16 protein-coding genes are annotated in these 18139 nt (G+C 68.5%); 14 read left to right on the top strand and 2 right to left on the bottom strand.

The genetic code is table 11. The features are described 5' to 3' along the window. The first annotated feature begins 10 nt into the window (after positions 1–10). The 8 genes from AC1DK4_RS10805 to AC1DK4_RS10770 all read left to right on the top strand — a co-directional run bounded on the left by AC1DK4_RS10805 (position 11) and on the right by AC1DK4_RS10770 (position 9895). Entirely contained in the window at positions 11–1033 is a 1023-nt protein-coding gene (locus AC1DK4_RS10805) for a branched-chain amino acid ABC transporter permease (RefSeq protein ID WP_441643234.1), read from the top strand. Positions 1034–1045: 12 nt separating this feature from the next. After that, a complete protein-coding gene (locus AC1DK4_RS10800; RefSeq protein ID WP_441614251.1) occupies positions 1046–1780 on the top strand; it encodes an ABC transporter ATP-binding protein in 735 nt (244 codons plus the stop codon). Next, complete coding sequence (locus AC1DK4_RS10795) at positions 1761–2477, top strand: ABC transporter ATP-binding protein (RefSeq protein WP_441614252.1); 717 nt, start codon at positions 1761–1763, stop codon at positions 2475–2477. Before AC1DK4_RS10800 ends, AC1DK4_RS10795 begins: the two co-directional genes overlap by 20 nt. A gap of 52 nt (positions 2478–2529) precedes the next feature. Then, complete coding sequence (locus tag AC1DK4_RS10790) at positions 2530–3228, top strand: SDR family NAD(P)-dependent oxidoreductase (RefSeq protein ID WP_441614253.1); 699 nt, start codon at positions 2530–2532, stop codon at positions 3226–3228. 471 nt (positions 3229–3699) lie between these two features. Further along, entirely contained in the window at positions 3700–4011 is a 312-nt protein-coding gene (locus tag AC1DK4_RS10785; RefSeq protein ID WP_441614254.1) for a hypothetical protein, read from the top strand. Positions 4012–4134: 123 nt separating this feature from the next. Further along, a complete protein-coding gene (locus tag AC1DK4_RS10780) occupies positions 4135–5334 on the top strand; it encodes an efflux RND transporter periplasmic adaptor subunit (RefSeq protein ID WP_441614255.1) in 1200 nt (399 codons plus the stop codon). After that, positions 5331–8507: an efflux RND transporter permease subunit gene (locus tag AC1DK4_RS10775; RefSeq protein WP_477131522.1), complete on the top strand. Its 3177-nt coding sequence runs from the start codon at positions 5331–5333 to the stop codon at positions 8505–8507. Before AC1DK4_RS10780 ends, AC1DK4_RS10775 begins: the two co-directional genes overlap by 4 nt. Then, positions 8504–9895 (top strand): efflux transporter outer membrane subunit, encoded by a 1392-nt coding sequence (locus tag AC1DK4_RS10770; protein WP_441614257.1) that lies wholly within the window; start codon positions 8504–8506, stop codon positions 9893–9895. Before AC1DK4_RS10775 ends, AC1DK4_RS10770 begins: the two co-directional genes overlap by 4 nt. Positions 9896–9959: 64 nt before the next feature. On the opposite strand, the gene AC1DK4_RS10765 is transcribed toward AC1DK4_RS10770, so the two are convergent. Continuing rightward, the gene (locus AC1DK4_RS10765) at positions 9960–11177 is read right to left on the bottom strand and encodes a CaiB/BaiF CoA transferase family protein (RefSeq protein WP_477131521.1); all 1218 of its coding nucleotides are present in this window, start codon (positions 11175–11177) and stop codon (positions 9960–9962) included. A 101-nt stretch (positions 11178–11278) separates the two neighbouring features. Next, a complete protein-coding gene (locus tag AC1DK4_RS10760) occupies positions 11279–12238 on the bottom strand; it encodes a patatin-like phospholipase family protein (protein WP_441614259.1) in 960 nt (319 codons plus the stop codon). Between the two features lie 177 nt (positions 12239–12415). On the opposite strand from AC1DK4_RS10760, the gene poxR reads away from it, so the two are divergent. The 6 genes from poxR to AC1DK4_RS10730 all read left to right on the top strand — a co-directional run bounded on the left by poxR (position 12416) and on the right by AC1DK4_RS10730 (position 18137). Next, a complete protein-coding gene (gene poxR / locus AC1DK4_RS10755; RefSeq protein ID WP_477131520.1) occupies positions 12416–14122 on the top strand; it encodes a phenol degradation transcriptional regulator PoxR in 1707 nt (568 codons plus the stop codon). A gap of 417 nt (positions 14123–14539) precedes the next feature. After that, positions 14540–14758 (top strand): phenol hydroxylase subunit, encoded by a 219-nt coding sequence (locus AC1DK4_RS10750; RefSeq protein ID WP_441614262.1) that lies wholly within the window; start codon positions 14540–14542, stop codon positions 14756–14758. Between the two features lie 77 nt (positions 14759–14835). Then, positions 14836–15828, top strand: a complete 993-nt coding sequence (locus tag AC1DK4_RS10745; protein WP_441614264.1) for an aromatic/alkene monooxygenase hydroxylase subunit beta — start codon at positions 14836–14838, stop codon at positions 15826–15828. A 13-nt stretch (positions 15829–15841) separates the two neighbouring features. Beyond that, positions 15842–16114: an MmoB/DmpM family protein gene (locus AC1DK4_RS10740; RefSeq protein WP_441614266.1), complete on the top strand. Its 273-nt coding sequence runs from the start codon at positions 15842–15844 to the stop codon at positions 16112–16114. Between the two features lie 44 nt (positions 16115–16158). Next, positions 16159–17673 (top strand): aromatic/alkene/methane monooxygenase hydroxylase/oxygenase subunit alpha, encoded by a 1515-nt coding sequence (locus tag AC1DK4_RS10735; protein WP_441614268.1) that lies wholly within the window; start codon positions 16159–16161, stop codon positions 17671–17673. A gap of 104 nt (positions 17674–17777) precedes the next feature. Beyond that, positions 17778–18137 carry a phenol hydroxylase subunit P4 gene (locus AC1DK4_RS10730; protein WP_441614270.1) on the top strand — a complete coding sequence of 120 codons (360 nt, stop codon included), beginning with the start codon at positions 17778–17780 and terminating at the stop codon, positions 18135–18137. The last annotated feature ends 2 nt before the right edge of the window (positions 18138–18139 follow it).

Raw genomic sequence — 18139 nt, 5'->3', positions numbered from 1 at the left:
GGACCTCCGTATGACGTCGTCAAGGACCAATATCAACCTGGTGCTGGGCATGCCGCTGCTGTGCGCAGCTGTCGTGCTGCCCCTGTTCGTCAAGGACAGCTACGCGCTGCACTCGCTCGTGATGGTGCTGTACTTCGCCTACATGGCGTCGGCATGGAACTTCGTGTGCGGCTATGTCGGGCAGCTTTCGCTCGGGCACTCGGTCTTCGCCGGGGGCGCCGGCTATGTCACCGTGCTGCTGTTCACCGGGCTGGGCGTGTCGCCCTGGCTCGGCATGCTCGCCGGCGGGCTGGCCGCGGCGCTGCTGTCCGTGTGCATCGGCTATCCGACCTTCAAGCTCAAGGGGCCGTATTTCACGCTGACCACGATCGCCTTCGCCGAGATCGTGCGCATCTGGATCGAGAACACCGACGAATTCCTCGGCATTCCGCTCAAGGGCGCGCAGGGCCTGGTGATTCCGCCGTCGGCGGGGGGCTGGGCGGTCTTCCAGTTCGATGGCAAGGTGCCTTACTACTACATCATCCTTGCCATGCTGGTGGCGATGCTGCTGGCCACCTACGCGCTGGAGCGCTCGCGCCTGGGCTACTACCTGAAGGCAATCCGCGGCGACGAGGCCGCGGCGCAGGCGGTGGGGGTCAGCACCACGAAGTACCCGCTGATCGCCCTGGCGATCAGCGCCTTCATGACCGGCCTCGGCGGCGCCTTCTACGCGCAGTTCTTCCGCTACATCAACCCGGAGCGGAACATGGGCCTGGACCTGTCGATCGACGCTGCGATCATGGCCATCGTCGGCGGGCAGGGCACCATCATCGGCCCGGTGCTGGGCGCCTTCGTGCTGCACCCGATCGCCGAGTTCACGCGGACCTATTTCGCCGGGCGCTTCCTCGGACTGCACCTGGTGATCTATGGCCTGGTGCTGATCGGCGCGGTGCTCTACTTTCCCAAGGGCATCATCGGCCCGCTCGAGCGCCTGCTGCAACCACGCGCCAGGCGGCGCGCGGCGGTGGACACGGCTGCCACGCGCAAGGTCTAGCGGGAGGACACCATGCAAAACCTACTTGAAGTGAAATCCATCTCGAAGCGCTTCGGCGGCCTGCAGGCGGTGAACCAGCTTTCGTTCACCGTCGGCAGCGGCGAGATCCTGGGCCTGCTCGGCCCCAACGGCGCCGGCAAGACCACGGCCTTCAACCTGATCGCGGGCTTCATCAAGGCGGACGAAGGCGAGATCCTGTTCGGGGGCAAGCAGATCCGCGGCTGCGAGCCTTACCAGATCTGCGCCAGCGGCATCGCGCGCACCTTCCAGTTGTCGAAGCCGTTCGGCGGGCTGAGCGCGCTGGAGAACGTCATGGTGGGCGGCTTCGCGCGGGGCGCCTCGCGCGCCAGGGTGCGCGACGAAGCCTACGCCTGCCTGGAGTTCCTGGGCCTGGCGCAGCGCGCGGACACCGATGCCAACGACCTGACCGCGTTCGACAAGCGCAAGCTCGAGCTTGGCCGCGCGCTGGCCACCAGCCCGCGCCTGCTGCTGATGGACGAGGTGGTTGCCGGCGCCACGCCGAACGAGGCGGGCGAGATGGTCGAACTGGTGCGCAAGGTGCGCGACCGCGGCATCACCGTACTGATCGTGGAGCATGTGATGAAGGTGATCATGGGCCTGTCGGACCGCGTCATCGTGATGGAGCAGGGACGGCTGATCGCCGACGGCGTGCCGGCGGAAGTGGTGAAGATGCCGCAGGTACTGAAGGCTTATTTTGGAGAGGGCTATGTCAGCGCCAGTGCTTGAAGTCAGCGATATCTGGTCCGGATACGGCGAGCAGCAGATCCTGCGCGGCGTCAGCATGTCGCTCGCGCCGCGCTCGATCACGGCGCTGATCGGCGCCAACGGTGCCGGCAAGACCACCTTCCTGCGCACGGTGTCGGGCCTGCTGCGCCGCAAGCGGGGCACGGTGCGCCTGAATGGCAAGGATATCGGCGGGCTGGCCCCGCACGAGGTGGTGCTGGAGGGCTTTGTCCAGTCGCCGGAGGGCAAGCAGTTGTTCCTCGGCATGTCGATCCTGGAGAACCTGCTGATCGGCGCCAGCAACGCGCGCGCGCGCCAGCGCCGCGCGCAGAGCCTGCGCGAAGTGTTCACGCTGTTCCCGATCCTGGAGGAGCGCCAGAAGCTGGCGGCCTCCACCTTGTCGGGCGGACAGCAGCAGATGCTGGCGGTGGGGCGCGCGCTGATGGCGATGCCCCGCGTGCTGGCGCTCGACGAGCCGTCGCTGGGGCTGGCGCCGATCATGGTCGACCGGCTGTTCGACAGCATCCGCCGCCTCAAGGAGCGCGACCTCGCCGTCCTGGTCATCGAGCAGAACGTCAACCAGGTGCTGGACATGGCGGACTACGGCTATGTGATCGAAAGCGGCACGATCGCGCTCGCGGGAACGGGCAGGGAACTGCTTGCCAACCCGCACCTGCGCGCAACCTATCTCGGCGTCTAGTGCAGGCGTCCAAGGGCTCGGCCCGATGCAAGACCAACAGGAGTCAGGAAAGATGGAACAAGCTGTAGCGGTAGTCACGGGGGGCGGCACCGGCATTGGCCGGGCCATTGCCGAAGAACTGAACGCGACGGGGATGCGCGTGGTCTGCCTCGGCATGGATGCCGATGCGGACCTGCCCGGCGGGCTGGCATTCCGCCAGCTCGACGTGACCTCGGCCGAGCACGCGCGGGCCGCCGTGGCGGACCTCGACGAGGTGGCGGTGCTGGTAAACGCCGCCGGCATCATCCGGCACGAGGGCAATGAATTCACGCCGGAAGGCTTCCGCGCCGTGGTCGACGTGAACCTGAACGGATCGCAGATCCTCAGCAGCGTGCTGCAGGAGCGCCTGGTGCGCGCCCGTGGCGCGGTGGTGAATATCGCGTCGATGTGGAGCTATTTCGGCTCGGCCAACAATCCGGCCTATGCCGCCAGCAAGGCCGGCATCCTGGGCCTGACGCGCTCGTACGCCGCCGCGCTGGCGCCGCACGGCGTGCGGGTCAACGCGGTCGCGCCGGGCTGGATCCGCACGCGCCTGTCGGCCGGCGCGCTCGACAATCCGGAGCGCAGCGCCGCCATCATGGCGCGGCTGCCGATGCGCCGCTGGGGCGTGCCGCGCGACGTGGCGCGCGTGGTGCGGTTCCTCTGCTCCGAGGACGCCCAGTATGTGACCGGGGTGATCCTGCCGGTGGATGGCGGCTTCGGCATCGCCTGACGCGCTTCGCTACCCTGGCGCCGCGTCCGTCGTGCTGGCGGACGCGGCGTGCGCTCACCGCCTGGCCAGTTGCCTGCCGCGCGCATGGCCGCACTTGCGGGCGGCCAGCGCCGCCGGCAGCGCGGCGAATTCGTGGATGGTCATCGGGCCCGGGCAGGCGGATGTCTCGCCTGATCTCGGGCACGGATTATCCGGAAACCCGCGGCGCCGAAAAACCTGCGTGCGCGCAAATCATCCTTGTGCGCCGGTCAAGAATGGCCGCCGGCCCCTGGCGCGTCCGCGCGGGGGGCGGCCGGCGCGCTGCCATTGTTGCAGCGAATTCAAGTCTCTTATGCCCGCGCGGCGGTTTTTCTCGCGCCACCGGCTCTCCATACTTCGTTGCACAGCGTGCGGCAGGCCCCAGCCGGGACACCCCGCCACGCATCGCGCTCATTGCGAGCGTCGATACACCGTAACGCCATGGAGATCATCATGAATGCCAGGACCCTCATCACCGCCGCCGCGCTCGCCGCCACTGTGTTCGCCGGCTCGGCGCAGGCCGCCTATGTGAACCACGTCGTCGACAGGGCGGCACGCAACACCGCCGTGCAGGGCGCGCTTGCCCGCGAGCGCGATGCCCGCGCCGACGGTGCCCATGCCCGTGTCGATCCCTACCTGGCCGGCGCGCGCATCGCCGGGCTCGACCGCAGCGGACCGTCGGCGGATCCGGCGCGCCAGCGCGACACCTTCACCGACGGCGCCCGCACCAAGGCCGATCCTTTCACCGACGGCGCGCGCGCGTAAGCCATCGCCACAGCGCGCATGCCGGCGCGCCGGGCGGGACGCCAGGCAGGGTCCCGCGCCGGCGGCAGCAACCGGCATGCCCCCGGATAGCCGGCGGGCACGGAAATGCGTACAGGAATCCCAATGAAACAGAATTTACGGACCCGGCGCCTGGCGCGGGCGGCCGTGCTTGTTGCGCTGCCGCTGGCGGCCCTGGCACTGATGTCGGGCTGCCGGTCGGAAGATGTCGGCAAGCCCGCGCGGCAGACCGTGACGGTGAGCAAGCCCGCCGCGCGCGAGGTGCAGGACGTGGACACCTACACGGGCCGCTTCGAGGCTACCGACGCGGTGGAAGTGCGCTCGCGCGTCAGCGGCTATCTCGAGAAGATCGCCTTCCAGGACGGGGCCTTCGTCAAGAAGGGCGACCTCCTCTTCGTGATCGATCCCCGTCCCTTCCAGGCTGCCGTCATGGAGGCCGAGGGGGCGCTGGCAAAGGCGCGCTCGCAGCTGGCCCTGAGCGAGCAGGAGTTCGAGCGCGCCAACGTGCTGATCGGGACCAATACGATCGCCAGGAGCCTGTTCGACCAGCGCAAGCAGGCGGTACAGGGCGCGCGCGCCGAAGTCACCAGCGCGCAGGGCACGCTTGCCCGGGCCAGGCTGGAGCTTTCCTTCACGCGCATCGCCGCGCCGATGTCGGGCCGGATCAGCCGCAAGCAGGTCAGCGAAGGGAACCTGGTGCGGGGCGGCGACAGCGCGGCAACCGTGCTGACCAGCATCGTCTCGCAGGATCCGATCGACATCTATTTCGATGTGGACGAGCAGAGCTACCTGAGGTACGTCCGCGCGACGGCGGCAGGCGGGCAGGGTGGCGGCGCGGGGGCGGGCAGGGAGGTCACGATCTCCCTGCCCGGCGATGCGCAGCCCACGCTCGCCGGCAAGATGAACTTCGTGGAGAACCGTCTGGACAGTTCGACCGGCACGCTCAGGCAACGCGCCAGGGTGCCCAACCCGGACCTGGCGCTGAGCCCCGGGCAGTTCGGCCGCGTGCATCTCGCCAGCACCACGCCCCATGCCGCGCTGCTGGTCCCCGACGCCGCCGTCGCCACCGACGCCACGCGTCGCGTGCTCTATCTCGTCAAGCCAGACCAGACCGTGGAAGTGCGCGCGGTGACGCTGGGCAAGCTGTTCGGCAATCTGCGGGAGATCGCCTCGGGCCTGCAGGCCAGCGACAACGTCATCGTGGAAGGCTTCCAGCGCGTGCGCGCCGGGGAAGCCGTCACGCCCAGGGCGCGGGCCGCGGAGTCCAGGCTGGCGCAGCAAGGCAAGCCGGAGGCCACGCCATGAATATCGGCCGCATATCCGTGGAGCAGCCGGTGCTTGCCATCGTGCTGTCCATCGTCCTGACCATCGTGGGCGGCCTGGCGTATTTCTCGCTGGCCGTGTCCGAGTACCCGGAGATCGCGCCGCCCACCGTGGTGATCCAGGCCAGCTATCCCGGCGCCTCGGCCGAGACGGTATCGCAGACCGTGTCGACGCCGATCGAGCTGGAGGTCAACGGCGTGGAGGACATGATCTACATGTACAGCCAGGCCACCTCCGACGGTGGCCTGAACATCACCGTCACGTTCAAGCCCGGCACCGATGTCGACAAGGCCCAGGTGCTGGTGCAGAACCGCGTAGCGCTGGCCACCCCGCGGCTGCCGGAGCCGGTGCAGCGCAGCGGGGTCTCGGTGCGCAAGTCGTCGCCGACCCAGCTGGCCACCATCTTCCTGTATTCGCCGGACAAGAGCTACGACCAGCTCTACGTCTCGAACTACGCCATCCGCAACGTGGCCGACGCCCTCAAGCGCATCGACGGCGTGGGCGATATCAACCCGCTGGGCGCGCGCGAATACGCGATGCGCATCTGGCTCGATCCCGAGCGCGTGGCTTCGTTCAGCCTGGCCCCGGGCGACGTGATCGCGGCGGTTCGCGCGCAGAACACCCAGGTGGCGGGCGGCGTGGTCGCGCAGCCGCCGATCAGTGCCCAGGCCTTCCAGCCCAACCTGATCTTCGAGGGGCGGCTCAAGGAGCCGGCCGATTTCAGCAATATCATCGTCAAGCAGGGCGCGGACGGCCGCATTGTCCGCCTCAAGGACGTGGCGCGCGTGGAAGTAGGCGCGCTCGCCTATGCCACGGACAGCTATATGCTGCGCAATCCCACCATTGCCCTGCAGGTGCTGCAGCGGCCGGGGGCCAACGCGGTCGCCACCATGGCCGCGGTCGAGAAGACCATGGCCCGCCTGGGCAAGGACTTTCCCAAGGGCATCGTCTACAACATCGGCTACAACCCGACCGAGTTCATCGGCGACAGCATCGACGAACTGGTCAAGACCATCTACGAAGCCGTGGTGCTGGTCGTGCTGGTGGTGCTGGTCTTCCTGCAAGGGTGGCGCGCGTCCATCATCCCCATCCTCGCCATCCCGGTGTCGCTGGTGGGGACCTTCGCGGTGATGGCGATGCTGGGCTACTCGATCAACAACCTCACGCTGTTCGGGCTGGTGCTGGYGGTGGGCATCGTGGTGGACAACGCCATCGTCGTGGTGGAGAACGTCGAGCGCCATCTCGCCGGCGGGGCCAGCCCGCGCGATGCCACGCTGCTGACCATGAAGGAAGTGGGCGGCGCCCTGTTCGCCATCACGCTGGTGCTGTGCGCGGTGTTCGTGCCGACCGCCTTTATCAGCGGCATCTCGGGGCAGTTCTTCCGGCAGTTCGGGGTGACCATCGCCGTTTCCACCGCGATCTCGTTCTTCAGCTCCATCACCCTCGCGCCGGCGCTGGCCGCTTCGATCCTCAAGCGGCACCAGCACGGCGAGCCGGCCACGGACGCCACCGGCCTGCGCGGGCGCATGCGGCGCCTGGCGGCGGCATTCAACCGGGGCTTCGAGCGTCTTGCGCAGGCGTACGGCAGGCTGGTGCGCCGCGTCGTGGCGGCGATGCCGGCAATGCTCGGGCTCTACGTGCTGCTGATCGGGGCGACGCTGTACCTGCTGGCATCGACGCCGAAGGGCTTTATCCCGCAGCAGGACCGCGGCTACCTGGTGGTCCTGGTGCGGATGCCCGATGGCGCCACGCTGGAACGCACCAGTGCCGTGGCCCGCAAGATAGAGGACATCGCCCTGCAGGTGCCGGGCGTGGCGCGGGTGCCGGTATTCTCCGGCGTCTCGGCCGCCACCGGCACCAACTCCGCGAGCAATGCCGGCCTGTTCCCCGTGTTCAAGCCGTGGGCCGAGCGCAAGCCGCTGGGCCTTACCATCGACAAGATCGCCGCGGACCTGCGCGGCCGGCTGGCGGGCATCACCGAAGCCTCGATCGTGGTGGCCATGCCGCCGCCGGTGCAGGGTCTGGGCAGCACGGGCGGTTTCTCCATGCGCCTGGAGGACCGCGGCGGGCTGGGCACGGCGGCGCTGGCGAAGGCCACCGAAGACCTGGTCGCAGCGGCCGGCAAGACGCCAGGCATGGTCGGCGTCTACTCGCCGTACTCTGCCGCCACGCCGCAAGTCTTCGTCGAGCTGGACCGCGAGAAGGCGGAAATGCTGGGCGTGCCAAGCAAGGAGATCAACGACGCGGTGGAAACCTATTTCGGCTCCACGTATATCAACGACTTCAACATCCTCGGGCGCACCTATCGCGTCACGGCGCAGGCCGACCTGCCGTTCCGCGTCACCGCCGAGGACCTGGCGCGCCTGAAGGTGCGCAACAAGGATGGAAACATGGTGCCAGTGGGCAGCGTGACGCGCATCGAGCAACGGCCCGGGGTGGACCGGGCGCCGCGCTACAACCTCTATCCCGCCACCGAGATCAGCGGCGATACCGAGCCCGGGCTCGGCTCCGGGTTCGCGATCCGGACCATGGAAAGGCTGGCCGGCGAAGTGCTGCCGCCGGGCATCGCCTTCGAATGGACCGACCTGTCCTATCAGCAGAGCACGGCGGGGAACTCGGGCCTGCTGGTCTTCCCGCTGTGCGTGCTGCTGGTCTACCTGGTGCTTGCCGCGCAGTACGGCAGCTGGAGCCTGCCGGTGTCGATCCTGCTGATCGTGCCGATGTGCCTGCTGGCGGCGTCGCTCGGGGTGAAGGGCATGGGACAGGACATCAACATCCTCACGCAGATCGGCTTTATCGTGCTGGTGGGGCTGGCGGCGAAGAACGCGATCCTGATCGTGGAGGTCGCGCGGCAGCTCGAGGCGCAGGGCGTGGCCCTGGTCGAGGCGGTGGTGGAGGCATGCCAGCAACGGCTGCGCCCGATCATCATGACCTCGCTCGCCTTTATCCTGGGGGTGCTGCCGCTGATCCTCTCCGAGGGCGCGGGCGCCGAGATGCGCCAGGCCGTGGGCGCCGCCGTCTTCTTCGGCATGATCGGCGTCACCTTGTTCGGCCTGGTCTTCACGCCGGTGTTCTATGTCGGCATCCGCAAGCTGGTGACGCGACGAAGGGGAGCGCACGCCGCGACGCTGGCATTGCCGGAGGTGACGCAATGAACGCCGTTCGCCTGATTCCTGCTTTGCTGGCCGCCGTCGCGTTGCTGGGCGCCTGCGCCGGCGCGCCGCCCGCGGCACCCACGCCGCTGCCGCTGGCGGATGGCTATGCCAATGCCTCCCTGGCCAGCGACGCGGCGGTGCCCGATCTGTCCGGCTGGTGGAAGGGCTTTCGCGATCCCGTGCTGGACAAGCTGGTCGATGCCGCGCTGGCCGAGAACCTGGACCTGAAGACGGCGGTCGCCCGCATCGACGCGGCCCGCGCCTTGCGGGCCGGCACCGCCGCGCAGGGGCTGCCGGAAGTCAGCCTGGGTATCGACACCGCGCGGCGGCGGCTGCCGGCCGCGCAATCCCCCTCGGGGGTGCCGGTCACCGCCAACGCATTCGGGGCAGGCCTCGAAGCTTCCTGGGAAGTCGATGTCTTTGGCCGTATCCGGCAAGGCGTGGCCGCGGCCGAGGCCGACGTGAGGTCGGCGCAGGAGGACGCCCGGGCGGTCGGGATCGCGGTGACGGCCGAGGTCGTGCAGACCTATCTCGCCGCGCGCAGCCTCGAGTACCGGCTGACGCTGGTCAGCGAGAATGCGCGCAACCAGTCGGAGACGGAAAAGCTGACGCGCCTGATGTTCGACGCCGGCGCGCTGCCGGTGGCGGACGTCGATCGCGCGCAAGCCCAGGCGCAGACCACGCTCGCCCAGTTGCCGCTGCTCGAGCTGGAGCGGCAGAACGCGCTGCACCGCTTGTCCATCCTGGTGGCGGCCACGCCCGCGGAGGTCTACCAGCAGATGGAGCCGCTCGCGGCGCGCCCGCGCTGGACACCGCCCGCGGGCATCGGGACGCCGGCCGAGCTGCTGCGCCGGCGTCCCGATATCAGGGCGGCCGAGGCCCGGGTGGTCGCCGCCTATGCGCGCGTCGGCGTGGCGCAAGCCGAGCTGATGCCGCACCTGCAACTGGCCGGCGCGATCGGCGCCGTGGCGGACGGGTTCTCCGGCGCGGGGCTGGCGCGCTCAATTGCATGGATGCTGGGGGCCGGCGCCAGCGCGCCCGTGTTTGACGGCAACCGCCGCCGCAGCGTGGTGACGCTGCGGCGCGCCGAAGCGGAGCAGGCGCTCTATGCCTATCGCGCCGCGGTGCTGAGGGCGGTCGCCGAGGTCGAGAGCGCGGTGGCGGCGTCCGCGCGCAGCCGGGACCGGGTTGCCAGGCTGGCAAGCGCGACTTCCAGTGCCCGCGCTGCCTATGAGCAGATCGATCGTTCCTGGCGGGCGGGCGAGACGCCCTTTATCGATACCCTGCAGGTGCAGCGCACGCTGCTGGAGGCCGAAGACGCGCTGTGCGTGGCGCAGACGGTGGAACTGCAGAGCCAGGCCGGTCTTGTCACGGCCCTGGGGCAATAAGAACGGTCGGCGGGGCCGGATCACCGCTCCGCATGGGGCGGTGATGGCCGCGGGGCGGCAAGACCTACAATACCCCGCGCTCCTTCAGGCCCTTCACTTCCGCCTCGCTCAGGCCCAGCTCCGCCCGGAGCGCGCCCTCGGTATGTTCTCCGAGCATCGGCGGCGCCTTCACCACCACCGGCGTGGCTGAAAACCGCAGCGGGCTGCGCAGGCTCGGCGCCGTGACGCCGCGCCCGTGCGGCAGGTGCATCAGCAGGTCGCGGTGCCTGACCTGCTCATCCTCGAAGACCGCGTCGAGCTGGTTGATCGGGCCGCCGGGCACGYCGGCGCGCTCCAGGGCTGCGAGCAGATCCGCGCTTTGCCATTCGGCGATGCGCGCGCCGATGATCTCGCGCAGGGCGTCGCGGTTGTCGACGCGGCCCATGTTCTGCACGAAGCGCTCGTCGGTGGCGACCTCGGCACAGCCGAGCAGCTTGCACAAGGCGGCGAACTGCCCGTTGTTCCCGGCGGCGACGATCAGGTGGCCGTCGCGGCAGGGGAAGACCTCGGAGGGCGAGGCCACGGGGTTGGTGTTGCCGGCGCGGCGCGGCAGATTGCCGGTCATCTGGTAGCCGAGCGCGAGGTGGCCGTTGGCGGCGACCGAGGCGTCCAGCATGGCGGCGTCGATGTACTGGCCTTCGCCGGTGGCCTGGCGGTGGTAGAGCGCGCCGAGCAGGGCGACCGAGGCGTACAGCCCGGTGAGGATGTCGGTGATGGGGATGGCGGTGCGCATGGGCGCGCCGCCCGGGCTGCCGTCGGGCTGGCCGCAGGTGCTCATCAGGCCGGCCATGCCTTGCAGGATGAAGTCATAGGCCGGGCGCGCGCTGTAGGGGCCGTCCGGGSCGAAGCCGGTGACCGAGCAATAGATGATGTCGCGGCGCAGCGCGCGGATGGATTCGTAGTCGAGCCCGTATTTCTTCAGGCTGCCGGCTTTGTAGTTCTCCACCACCACGTCGCAGCGCGCGGCCAGCTGGCGCACCAGCTCGGCGCCCTCGGGCTGGGAGATATCGATGGTGACGGACTGCTTGCCGCGATTGCCGGCGAGGAAGAAGGCGGAGTCGTTGGTGACGTTGCCGTCGGCGTCGGTCAGGAAGGGCCCCAGCTTGCGGGTATCGTCGCCGTCGCCGGGCTTCTCTATCTTGTAGACGGTGGCGCCCATGTCGGCCAGGTTCTGCGTGGCCCAGGGACCGGCCACCACGCGCGTCAGGTCCAGTACCTTGATGCCTTCCAGGATTGCGCTCATGTACGTGCCAGCCAAATAAGGAGATCCGGCATCATTGGCCGGATCCGGGGTTCATGCAATTCGCCAATGCCAAAGCCGGATTACGGCGCGGCCAAAGCGTGCTAGTGGGCGGCGTGGGGCTTGTGCTCGCCAGCGTGGCCGTGGTCGGCCTCGTGCACATGCATTGCCGCCGCCTGGTTGGGGTCGAAATCGCAGCTCGGGTTGTCCGCGTCGTGCGAGTGCGGGTGCAGCGCGCCGGGGATGTGCCGGTTGTTGAGGCCGTCGGCATTGAGCCAGGCGAGCGTGGCGGCCGCGGCGCGGTCGATCAGCGTGCCGCACTGCGTATAGTCGTACGGGGAAACATCGAGCGGGCACAGCGGCGGCACCACCGAGATATGCGCCCGGTCGGCCCAGCGCTCGAGGTCCTGCACCAGTTGGCGCGCCACCAGCAGCGACAGCGCATTGAAGGCATGGTCGATGGGGCCGCGCGGCTCGCGCCTGGCCGCGCAGGCAAAGCCGGCCGGCAGCACCACCACGCGCGTGGCGCCAAGCCGGATGGCGGTGGAGACCGGGGTGTTGTTGGCCACGCCGCCGTCGATCAGCGTGCGCCCGCCCAGCGCCACCGGCGGGAACACGCCGGGGATGGCGGCGCTGGCCAGCACCGCCTGCACCAGGCTGCCGGAGGAGAGCACCACCTCCGCGCCGCTCTGCATATCGGTGGCGACCACATAGAGCGGGACTTCGGCTCGCTCCAGCGGCATGTCGCCGAAGTGGTGCGACAGCAGGCGCCGCAGCGCGGCGGATTCCACCAGGTGGCCGCGCTGCCCGCGCAGCATGCCGAACAGGCTGCGCCACGACCACGGCATCACCTCGGCGCGGCGCAGGCTGCGCCAGATCGATTCCAGTTTCGCGGTGCCGGCGGTGTGGGGGTTGCAGGCGTAGTAGGCGCCGTTGATGGCGCCGGCCGACGCGCCGATGACCATGTCCGGCTTGACGCCCCAGGCCACCAGTTCACGCAGCATGCCGGCTTCGATCGCGCCGAGGCTGCCTCCCCCGGCGAAGACAAATGCGGTTTTTTCCATGGTTCGTGGTGCAGAGCAACAGCGCTAGAAGAATCCTGACAAGGACAGCATAGGCGACATTGGGCCGGCTTGACAGGCGTTGGACGCGCGAGGGTGCGCCTATGGCACATAATGTGCATACAGTGCCAGAAAAAGCACGAGCGCGCCTGCTTTTCCGGGCCGACAAGAGAGGAGACGATGAGTAGTTCAACCGACAAATTCTCGGCCACCATGCGCGATGGCCTGGCCAATCTTGCGCGGCGCCTGCGCTTTGTGATGGAGGAGGGCTCCATCTGGCTCGACGAACAGCGCATGATCCTGCTGCATACCGCCGCACTGGGCGCGCTGCGCAAGGAGTTGGTGGATACCCTCGGCATGGAGCGGGCGCGCGGCCTGTTCATGCGCATGGGTTTCCATTCCGGCATGCGCGACGCCGAGCTGGCCAAGAAGATGCGACCCAACGAGAGCGACTTCGGCCTGCTCGAGATCGGTCCCTGCCTGCATACCATCGAAGGCGTGGTGCGGGTGACGCCGGTCAAGGTGGACATCGACATCGCCGCCGGCATCTACGATGGCGAATTCCTGTGGGAAGACTCCTTCGAGGGCGACGTGCACCGCCAGCTGTTCGGCGTCGTCGACGCGCCCGCCTGCTGGATGCAGATCGGATACGCCACCGGCTATACCTCGGCGCTGATGGGCCGCACCATCCTCTACCGGGAGGTGGAGTGCATCGCCTGCGGGCATGCGCATTGCCGCATCATCGGCAAGCCGCTGGAGGCATGGGAGGACGGCGCCGAAGTGCTGGCCCTGTACCAGCCCGACCCGGTGATCGAGACCATCCTGGARCTGCAAAGCGAGGTCGAGCACCTGCGCGCSCTSCAGCGCAACAACGGCAAGCCCGCCGACCTGGTGGGCTGCTCGCCCGAGTTCCGCGCCGCCTGGGGCCTGCTGCAGCGCGCCGCCGCCAGCAACGTGACCGTGCTCCTGCTGGGCGAGACCGGGGTCGGCAAGGAGCGCTTCGCGCAGGCGCTGCACGGCGTGAGCGCACGCGCGGACAAGCCCTTCGTGGCGGTCAACTGCGCGGCCATCCCCGACGAGCTGATCGAGTCCGAGCTGTTCGGCGTGGAGAAGGGCGCCTTCACCGGCGCGCACCAGTCGCGCCCGGGCCGCTTCGAGCGGGCGCATGGCGGCACCCTGTTCCTGGACGAGCTGGGCGAGCTGTCGCTGCCGGCGCAGTCCAAGCTGCTGCGCGTGCTGCAGGAGGGCGAGCTGGAGCGCGTGGGCGGCACCGAAGCGCGCCGCGTGGATGTGCGGCTGGTGGCCGCCACCAACGTGGACCTGGCCGAGGCGGTCAAGGCCGGCACCTTCCGCAAGGACCTGTATTACCGCCTCAACGTCTATCCCGTCACGATCCCGCCGCTGCGCGAGCGGCTCGACGACATCCGCCTGCTGGTGGAGCGCTTCGTGGCACGCTATGGCGCGCGCCACGGCAAGAAGATCGTCGGCATCACCGACCGCGCGCTGGCCGAGCTGCGCCGCTACGACTGGCCCGGCAATGTGCGCGAGCTGGAGAACGTGATCGAGCGCGGGGTCATCCTGGCCAGCAACGGCGGCCWGATCTCGGCCGACCACCTGTTCCTGCCCGCCAGCGCGCCGGCCGCCATGGACACGGCGCCGCGGCTCGGCGCGGGCGGCACCCTGCCGGCCTTGCGCGAAGCGGCCGTGCACGGCTTGCTGGACCATATGGCCGAGCAGCAGCTGGCGCTGGGCGACGTGGAAACGGTGCTGATGGAGGCGGCCATGGAGCGGGCCAACGGCAATATGAGCCAGGCCGCGCGCCTGCTGGGCATTACCCGGCCGCAGCTGGCCTACCGCTGGAAGAACCGGGGCAGCCGCGGCGCCTGAGCGCCCGATCTCCTGGCCGCCCCGCGAAAACGCTCGCCAGGCAGCGTTTCACCATTTGATGCACTCCCCCGAACGGCGCGGCCAGGCCGCCAGCGCGGCCTGCTGCACCGCATATGCCGCGCGGCCCAGCCCGCGCATGGCATTGCGCCGTCTCCGGCAAATCGCCTGTTGCACCGCGGGGCATCCGCGCCGCGCCGCAAGCCTGTCCGCAAACGTCCGCCCCGGGCGGCTTTTCACCATTTGATCAAGCCCCTTCGCCGGATTGATCAATTCATCGATGGCGCGGCACCCGGCGCTTGCGGGTAAACGCGCAGGCGAATCCCGCCTCGACGCCGCCGGCCCTTGTGCCGCCGTGCTTCGCGCTGCCTGGCACGCTCTTCGCAATAGAGCTCGTATCTGCCACCAGAGGAGCGCGCCATGATCAACCAGTCGGTCCCCCTGTTCGAAGCCACGCCGCGCTATGTGCGCGTGGACGGCCGCACGCCCGAGGGCTTCGTGCAGTTCGCCTTCAGCGTGGCGGACCCCGAGCTCAACGTCGAGCTGATCATGCCCGAGCCGATGTTCGAGGCGTTCTGCAGCGTCAACCACGTGCGCTTCCTCCCGCCGCAGGCCCCGCCGTCCGGGCAGGACGCCTGACCAGGCCGGCGGCACCCGGCCCGATCCCCCCGACAAGAACAACACGACAAGAACAACACGACCCAGGAGACCCAGCGATGCAAGTCGATATCAAGACCCAGCAGATCCAGCCCTTGCGCCAGACCTACGGCAATATCGCGCGCCGCTTCGGCGACAAGCCGGCCTCGCGCTACCAGGAAGCCACCTACGACGTGCAGTCGGAGGTCAACTTCCACTACCGCCCCACGTGGGACCCGCAGTACGCGCTCTACGACAAGCGCCGCACGGCGATCGTGATGGAAGACTGGTACGCGCTGAAGGACCCGCGCCAGTACTACTACGGCGCCTACGTCGGCGCGCGCGGCCGCCAGCAGGACGCCGCCGAGAAGAGCTTCGCCTTCGTGGAAAAGCGCGGGCTGCTGCCGGCGCTGCCGCTGGAGTGGCAGGAACGCCTGGCCGACGGCCTGCTGCCGCTGCGCCACGTGGAGTGGGCCGCCAACATGAACAACTTCTACTGCGCGGACTATGGCTGGGGCACTGCCATCACGCAGGCCTGCACCTACTGCGCGATGGACCGGCTCGGCATTGCCCAGTACCTGTCGCGCATCGGCATGCTGCTCGACGGCAACACGGGCGTGGCGCTCGAGCGCGCCAAGGCCGCCTGGATGGACAGCGCCGCGTGGCAGCCGCTGCGCCGCCTGGTGGAGCACAGCTTCGTGATCGAGGACTGGTTCGAGACCTTCGTCACCCAGAACCTGGTGCTCGACGGGCTGCTCTACCCGCTGGTGTACCAGCACGCCGACGCCGTCATCGCGCGCGCCTGCGGCACCGGGCTGGCGGTGCTGACCGAGTTCATGAACGACTGGCGCGAGGAGCATGCGCGCTGGGTCGACGCGGTGGTACAGGCCGCGGCAGCCGAGTCCGAGGCCAACCGCATGCTGCTGTCGGGCTGGGCGCGCGCGGCGCGACAGCAGGTGGGCGCGGCGCTGGTGCCGGTGGCGGACACGCTGCTGGGCGACGGCGGCGAGCAGATCGTGGCGCTGTGCCTGGAGCAGTTCGACGCGCGCCTGCACAAGCTTGGCCTTGCCTGAGGAGAGCGCCGCCATGACCGCCAATGTCTATATCGCGCTGCAAAGCAACGACGACACCCGTCCCATCATCGACGCCATCACCGAAGCCAACCCGCATGCCGTGGTGTCGCGGTTTCCGGCCATGGTCAAGATCGACGCGCCGGGGCACCTGACCATCCTGCGCGAGCTGGTGTCCGAGAAGCTCGGGCGCGAGTGGGACCTGCAGGAGATCCACCTCAACCTGATCTCGCTGTCCGGCAACATCGACGAGGACGACGACGCCTTCACGCTGCGCTGGAACGACTGAATTCGCCGCCGCGCCCGCGGCAGGCAAGCAATAACGGAGACATCATGGACGCACGCAAGAAACTCAACCTGCGCGAGAAGTACGCGACGATGACGCGCGACCTGGGCTGGGAAACCACCTACGAGCCGATGGACAAGGTCTTCCCGTACGACAAGTACGAGGGCATCAAGATCCATGACTGGGACAAGTGGGAAGACCCGTTCCGCATGACCATGGACGCCTACTGGAAATACCAGTCGGAGAAGGAGCGCAAGCTGTACGCGATCATCGACTCCTTTGTGCAGAACAATGGCCACCTCAACGTCTCGGACCCGCGCTACCTGAACGCGCTGCGGCTGTTCCTGACCGGCGTGACGCCGCTCGAATACGCCGCGCACCGTGGCTATGCCCACCTGGGGCGCCATTTCCGCGGCGCCGGCGCGCGGGTGGCGGCGCAGATGCAGTCCATCGACGAGCTGCGCCATGCGCAGACGCAGCTGCACACGCTCTCGGTCTACAACAAGTACTTCCATGGCTTCGGCGAATGGCGCCACATGCACGACCGGGTCTGGTACCTGTCGGTGCCCAAGTCCTACTTCGAGGACGCCATGAGCGCCGGCCCGTTCGAGTTCATCACCGCGATCTCGTTCTCGTTCGAGTACGTGCTGACCAACCTGCTGTTCATGCCCTTCATGTCGGGCGCGGCCTACAACGGCGACATGGCCACGGTCACCTTCGGCTTCTCGGCCCAGTCGGACGAGTCGCGTCACATGACGCTGGGCCTGGAAGTGGTGAAGTTCCTGTGCCAGCAGGACCCGGACAACATCCCCATCCTGCAGAAGTGGCTGGACAAATGGTTCTGGCGCGGCTTCCGCCTGCTCACGCTGGTCGGCATGATGATGGACTACATGCTGCCACGCCGCGTGATGTCGTGGGCCGAAGCCTGGGAGATGTACTTCGAGCAGGCCGGCGGCGCGCTGTTCAAGGACCTGGAGCGCTACGGCCTGCGCATGCCCAAGTACCACGAGGTCGCCACCAAGACCAAGGACCGCATCACGCATGAGGCCTGGGCCACCTTCTACAACTACGCCGGCGCGGCGGGCTTCCATACCTGGGTGCCCAAGCCGGACGAGATGGGCTGGCTGGCCGAGAAATACCCGGACACCTTCGAGCGCTACTACAAGCCGCGCCTGGACCACTGGCAGGAGCGCCAGGAAGCCGGCGAGCGCTTCTACAACGGCACGCTGCCGATGCTGTGCCAGACCTGCCAGATTCCCATGGTGTTCTCCGAGCCGGACGACCCCACCCAGACCTGCTACCGCGAAAGCAGCTACCACGGCATGAAGTTCCACTTCTGCTCGGACGGCTGCAAGGACATCTTCGACGGCGAGCCGGAGAAATACGCGCAGGCCTGGCTGCCGGTGCACCAGATCTACCAGGGCAACTGCGGCGGCGCCTCGCTCGATGACGTGCTCAAGTGGTATCGCCTCGACCCCGGCGCGGACAACCTCGATTTCGAGGGCTCGCAGGACCAGAAGAACTGGAACGCCTGGAAGGGCGTGGCGGGCGGCGCGGGCTGAACGACGCGCACGCAAGACCGCAGACCGCAGACCGAAGACACAAGACACAAGACACAAGACAGAAGACACAAGACAGAAGACAGAAGAGAGCAAAGGAGACCACCATGCCCGTCGTATCCATCGGCCCCTACGCCTTCGAGGCGGCAGACCGCGAAGCCGCCTTCCACGGCAACCGGCTGCTCTATATCGGCTGGGACCGCCACCTGCTGTTCTGCGCGCCGCACTGCTTCCCGTTCCCGCCCGCGATGCGCCTGCGCGACGTGGTGGAGAACGTGCTGCCTGGCGTCTACGGCTATCACCCCGACTTCGCCCGCATCGACTGGAGCCGCGTGGAGTGGCTGCGCGGCAATGCGCCGTGGCAGCCGGAGCTGGACCGCACGCTGGCGGAAAACGGCCTCGGCCACAAGGACGTGATCCGCTTCCGCACGCCGGGGCTGGACGGTATCGCAGGCAGCTGCAGCTGAGC

It is taken from the genome of Cupriavidus sp. 05N38 (assembly GCF_056397345.1).
The sequence above is the reverse complement of the archived record's forward strand: the minus strand, read 5'-3'. Positions and strand labels throughout refer to the sequence as shown.

What these genes read in the sequence shown, in the direction of transcription:
- AC1DK4_RS10795 (WP_441614252.1), top strand. Translation starts at nt 1,761, where the DNA reads ATGTCAGCGCCAGTGCTTGAAGTCAGCGATATCTGGTCCGGATACGGC.
- AC1DK4_RS10785 (WP_441614254.1), top strand. Translation starts at nt 3,700, where the DNA reads ATGAATGCCAGGACCCTCATCACCGCCGCCGCGCTCGCCGCCACTGTG.
- AC1DK4_RS10750 (WP_441614262.1), top strand. Translation starts at nt 14,540, where the DNA reads ATGATCAACCAGTCGGTCCCCCTGTTCGAAGCCACGCCGCGCTATGTG.
- AC1DK4_RS10730 (WP_441614270.1), top strand. Translation starts at nt 17,778, where the DNA reads ATGCCCGTCGTATCCATCGGCCCCTACGCCTTCGAGGCGGCAGACCGC.
- AC1DK4_RS10735 (WP_441614268.1), top strand. Translation starts at nt 16,159, where the DNA reads ATGGACGCACGCAAGAAACTCAACCTGCGCGAGAAGTACGCGACGATG.
- AC1DK4_RS10780 (WP_441614255.1), top strand. Translation starts at nt 4,135, where the DNA reads ATGAAACAGAATTTACGGACCCGGCGCCTGGCGCGGGCGGCCGTGCTT.
- AC1DK4_RS10760 (WP_441614259.1), bottom strand. Translation starts at nt 12,238, where the DNA reads ATGGAAAAAACCGCATTTGTCTTCGCCGGGGGAGGCAGCCTCGGCGCG.
- AC1DK4_RS10805 (WP_441643234.1), top strand. Translation starts at nt 11, where the DNA reads ATGACGTCGTCAAGGACCAATATCAACCTGGTGCTGGGCATGCCGCTG.
- AC1DK4_RS10770 (WP_441614257.1), top strand. Translation starts at nt 8,504, where the DNA reads ATGAACGCCGTTCGCCTGATTCCTGCTTTGCTGGCCGCCGTCGCGTTG.
- AC1DK4_RS10790 (WP_441614253.1), top strand. Translation starts at nt 2,530, where the DNA reads ATGGAACAAGCTGTAGCGGTAGTCACGGGGGGCGGCACCGGCATTGGC.
- AC1DK4_RS10800 (WP_441614251.1), top strand. Translation starts at nt 1,046, where the DNA reads ATGCAAAACCTACTTGAAGTGAAATCCATCTCGAAGCGCTTCGGCGGC.
- AC1DK4_RS10745 (WP_441614264.1), top strand. Translation starts at nt 14,836, where the DNA reads ATGCAAGTCGATATCAAGACCCAGCAGATCCAGCCCTTGCGCCAGACC.
- AC1DK4_RS10740 (WP_441614266.1), top strand. Translation starts at nt 15,842, where the DNA reads ATGACCGCCAATGTCTATATCGCGCTGCAAAGCAACGACGACACCCGT.